Source organism: Sulfitobacter sp. 1A15258, from assembly GCF_043557045.1.
GTDB lineage: Bacteria > Pseudomonadota > Alphaproteobacteria > Rhodobacterales > Rhodobacteraceae > Sulfitobacter > Sulfitobacter faviae.
The window spans coordinates 1-3,575 of the sequence record NZ_JBIFFK010000032.1; the positions used below are offsets into that span (position 1 = coordinate 1).

At 57.7% G+C, this 3,575-nt stretch carries 3 protein-coding genes; all 3 read left to right on the forward strand.

Translation table 11 applies throughout. The annotated features are described in order from the left end of the window. Positions 1–77 precede the first annotated feature (77 nt). From ACGYK9_RS19190 to istB, 3 genes are read left to right on the forward strand one after another with little or no spacing between them, the layout of a single operon-like run. Positions 78–920 (forward strand): bestrophin family protein, encoded by an 843-nt coding sequence (locus ACGYK9_RS19190; protein WP_394422702.1) that lies wholly within the window; start codon positions 78–80, stop codon positions 918–920. Positions 921–980: 60 nt separating this feature from the next. Continuing rightward, a complete protein-coding gene (istA, locus tag ACGYK9_RS19195; RefSeq protein ID WP_394422705.1) occupies positions 981–2,480 on the forward strand; it encodes an IS21 family transposase in 1,500 nt (499 codons plus the stop codon). Next, complete coding sequence (istB, locus tag ACGYK9_RS19200; protein ID WP_394422708.1) at positions 2,477–3,229, forward strand: IS21-like element helper ATPase IstB; 753 nt, start codon at positions 2,477–2,479, stop codon at positions 3,227–3,229. Before istA ends, istB begins: the two co-directional genes overlap by 4 nt. Positions 3,230–3,575 lie beyond the last annotated feature (346 nt).

Consider the following 3,575-nt stretch of genomic DNA (forward strand, 5'->3'; position numbering starts at 1 on the left):
GCTGCTGCTTGACCACCTTGGGAAAGGGTTGCGATGAGCTCAAATTTCGTCGTTCAACAACTTAAGAGGAAGTCCGGATGATCGTTAGGGAGCCGCCAAGCGCGCTGAAGCTGTTCTTTGTCATGCAGGGATCGATTGTTCCGAAAATCACCAGCAGGATTATCGGGGTCGCTTTGCTGACAACGATTGTGCTGCTGGTGGATCAGCACGTTATCGCATTGCCGCGCATTTCCATTTCGGCCATGGGAATTTTCGGCGTCGCGCTGTCTCTGTTTCTCGGTTTTCGCAATAATGCAGCTTATGATCGCTGGTGGGAGGCCCGCAAGCTTTGGGGCGCGATGATCGCCGATCTCCGAAATTTGGGACGGAATCTAAGCATTTTTGTCAGAGAGGGGGAAGTTCGTGCAGAAATCCTGTCTCTCGGCGTGGCATTTAGTCATCTGCACCGTGGCTTTCTGCGAGATGTCGACGTGAGTGCAGAGATATCAGGCTGGATCGGCGAGACGCAATCGAACGCCCTGATTGCGCATGCCAACCCCGCGGATGCGGCCTTGCGGGAGATGGCCGACAGGCTTGGGAAGCATGGTGAACGTGGGGCTATCAGTGGTTTTGGACAGATGACAATTTCCAACACGCTAGCAACCTTGGCGCAGTCGCAAGCGGGATGTGAACGCATTGCGACGACGCCGTTGCCATTCGTCTACTCCCTGATGGTGCGCCGCACGACATACTTATATTGTTGGTTGCTGCCTTTCGCACTGATCGAGTCGACGAACTGGTTCGCGCCGGTATTCGCGGCGGTGGTCGCCTATGTTTTCTTTGGCCTTCAGGCCGTCACCAATGAACTGGAACTTCCGTTCCGCAACGTCCAGTGTGAATCCCGGAGACAAAATGACCACAGAAACGGTCTGATGATCTGACCGTCGCGGAGCAAAATTCCGCATTCTGACACCCGATGTTGATGAGCGGAGGGTGGGGAGATGTATTCTGTGGACTTATACAACCGTGTCCGTCGGGCGTGCCATGTTGATGGTATGAGCAAAAGTGCAGCTGGTCGTCTTTATGGGATCGACCGCAAGACGGTGGCAAAGATCCTGCTGCATTCCGTGCCCCCAGGGTATCGGCGAACTGCTTTGCCTGTCCGCCCGAAGCTTGATCCGTTCATTCCGATTATCGATCAGATCCTGGAAGACGACAAACGGGTCATCAAGAAGCAGCGGCATACGGCCAAGCGCATCCATGCCCGGCTGCGGGACGAGCATGGCTTCACCGGGGGGATCACGATCGTCACGGATTATGTCCGCGAGAAGCAACGCCGATCAAAGGAAGTGTTCGTCCCGCTGTCGCACGCGCCCGGTCACGCGCAGGTGGATTTTGGCGAGACGCTTGGTGTGATTGACGGGGTCGAGTGCAAGCTGCACTATTTTGCGATGGCGCTGCCGCATTCGGACGCGTTCTTCATCAAAGCATATCCTGCAGAGACCACCGAAGCGTTCTGCGATGGTCATGTCTCAGCTTTTGCGTTCTTCGGCGGGGTGCCGTTGTCGATCCTGTATGACAACACCACGATCGCGGTGGCGAAGATCTGCGGTGATGGAAAGCGGGAGCGAACCAAGATCTTTTCCGAGTTGCAGTCGCATTATCTGTTCGACGACAAGTTCGGTCGGCCGGGAAAGGGCAACGACAAAGGCAATGTCGAAGGCGTCATCGGCTACGGGCGACGGAACTTTCTCGTGCCTGCGCCCCGGTTCAACAGCTTCGATGAGCTGAATGCCCGGCTGAAAGAACAATGCCTGAGGCGCCAGGACGATACTGTCCGTGGCCACACCGAGCCGATCGGAGACCGCCTGATGCGCGATCTGGATGCGCTGATGGCACTGCCGCCCACGCCCTATGATGCCTGCGAGAAGGTCAGCACACGGGCGACGTCGATCTCGATGGTCCGCTATCGCACCAACGATTATTCCGTCCCGGTCGCCTACGCACACCACGAGGTCCAGATCAGGGGCTATGTCCATGAGGTCGTCATCGGGTGTGGCGCAGAGATAATCGCCCGCCACCGCCGGTCCTACGACAAGGCTGACATGGTGTTCGATCCGATGCATTACCTGCCGCTGCTTGAGCAGAAAGTCGGCGCATTGGATCAGGCGGCGCCGCTGCAGGGCTGGGACCTGCCCGCCGAGTTCGCCATCCTGCACCGGTTGCTGGAAGCGCGGATGGGCAAGAAGGGCAAGCGCGAATACGTCCAGGTTCTGCGCCTGCTGGAGACCTTCGAGATGGCCCATGTTCATGGCGCCATCAAGTACGCTCTCGGTCACGGGACCATCGGCTACGATGCGGTCAAGCATCTCGTGCTGTGTCGGATCGAGAAGCGCCCGCCGCGGCTTGATCTCGACATCTATCCCTATCTGCCCAAGGCACAGGTCGAGACGACGGACCCGGCCAGCTACAATGTGTTGATGTCCGGAACAGCGGCATGACCGATACCCCTCAGGTCCTGCTGCAGCATCATCTCAAGAAGCTACGCCTGCCGACATTCAACAGCGAGTACGACAAGCAGGCACGGCAATGCGCGGCGGAGAACAAGGACCATGTTCACTACCTGCTGCGGCTCTGTGAACTGGAACTGATTGAGCGCGAACGCCGGATGATCGAACGCCGGATCAAGGACGCCAAGTTCCCGGCAACCAAGAGCCTGGACAGCTTCGACTTCAAGGTGATTGCATCACTGAACAAGGCCCTGACCATGGAACTGGCCCGCTGCGCCTTCGTGGACCGGCGCGAGAACGTCATCGCCCTTGGTCCGAGCGGCACCGGTAAGACCCACGTTGCCCTGGGGCTCGGACTGGCGGCCTGTCAAAAGGGTCTGAAGGTCCGCTTCACGACCGCTGCCGCCTTGGTCCACGAACTGATCGAGGCTGCCGATGAACGGCGCCTGCAGCGTCTGCAAAAGCTGCTGGTCAGCCAGGACCTGCTGATCATCGATGAACTCGGCTTCGTTCCGCTCAGCAAGACCGGCGCCGAGTTGCTGTTCGAGGTCATCTCCCAACGCTACGAGCGCGGATCCATCGTCATCACCTCCAACCTGCCATTCGATGAATGGACCGAGATCTTCGGCTCAGAGCGCCTCACGGGCGCAATTCTGGACCGCCTGACCCATCACGTCCATATTCTCGAAATGAACGGCGAAAGCTTCCGGCTACGCGAGAGCCGTACAGCCCAAACCTGAAATCTATAAACCCGGGATCAGATGAGCTGGCCTGCGGCCAGCGCGCCTTGGCACGCGTCAGCTATATGGAAAGCACGCGCGCCAAGGCGCCGCCTAAACCGAAATTTGGCCAATATCTCTCCGGGAAATTGACCAATTTTCCACCGGGATTGACACAAAATATTTCTCCAAATCTGTTTCAGGGTATCACCACCATGTTCATGGAAGCCAAGCCATAGCTGAACGTCAGCGCGTACAATCTGCTATACTGACACCACACCACATGTGAACCGGGTCTCCAGGTAGGCGTCCTTGGCATGCACCGGATAGCCAATTGAAACATTGGCGATCCGGGTCTGTCCCCGCT

Coding starts and splice junctions, on each gene's coding strand:
- ACGYK9_RS19190 (WP_394422702.1), top strand. CDS start 78: ATGATCGTTAGGGAGCCGCCAAGCGCGCTGAAGCTGTTCTTTGTCATG.
- istB (WP_394422708.1), top strand. CDS start 2,477: ATGACCGATACCCCTCAGGTCCTGCTGCAGCATCATCTCAAGAAGCTA.
- istA (WP_394422705.1), top strand. CDS start 981: ATGTATTCTGTGGACTTATACAACCGTGTCCGTCGGGCGTGCCATGTT.